This is a genomic window from Xenophilus arseniciresistens (assembly GCF_028023875.1).
In the GTDB taxonomy this organism is placed as follows: domain Bacteria; phylum Pseudomonadota; class Gammaproteobacteria; order Burkholderiales; family Burkholderiaceae_C; genus Xenophilus; species Xenophilus arseniciresistens.
This window is the reverse complement of record NZ_JAQIPB010000026.1, coordinates 1-540: the sequence shown is the minus strand read 5'-3', so window position 1 is coordinate 540 and position 540 is coordinate 1. Positions and strand designations below refer to the sequence as shown.

The following is a 540-nucleotide window of genomic DNA, read 5'->3' as shown; positions in this document are numbered from 1 at the left end:
CCAGCAATGGCCCGATGAACGTGGCCGCAGGCAGCCTGACGAACCACGGCGGCAAGCTTCGCACCACCGGGACTTCGAGCCTTGTCATCAGCACCACCGATGCGCTGGACAACAGCAACAACGGCGAGATCGGGGCCGGCGGCAACACCACCGTCAGCGCTGGGAGCTTGAACAACGACGCCGGCCGCATCACGGCCGTGGGCGACCTTGCGGCCACCGTCACCGGCGCAGTCAGCAACCAGGGCGGGACCCTGGCGGCGAACAACAACACGGCCATCCATGCCGCCAGCCTGAACAACGACGGCGGCACGACTGCGGCGGTCGGCGGCACGCTCAGCGTCACCACCCGCGGTGCCACCACGAACAGAGGCGGCCGCCTGCAGGCCGGTGGTGCGACCACACTGGTGTCTGGCGCCGGGCTGGACAACAGCGCGGGCAAGGTCTTTGGCGAGCGCATCGCCATCGACACCCGCGGCCAGCAACTGAGCAACGCGCTGGGCACCCTTGTGGCCACCCAGGGCATCAGCCTCAAAACGGGCG

At 69.1% G+C, this 540-nt stretch carries 1 protein-coding gene; it reads left to right on the top strand.

The window, feature by feature from the left end; translation table 11 throughout:
• Nucleotides 1–14: 14 nt before the first annotated feature.
• Nucleotides 15–540: hypothetical protein (locus tag PGB34_RS23050; protein ID WP_271430464.1), on the top strand; the 526-nt coding region annotated here is incomplete at its 3' end.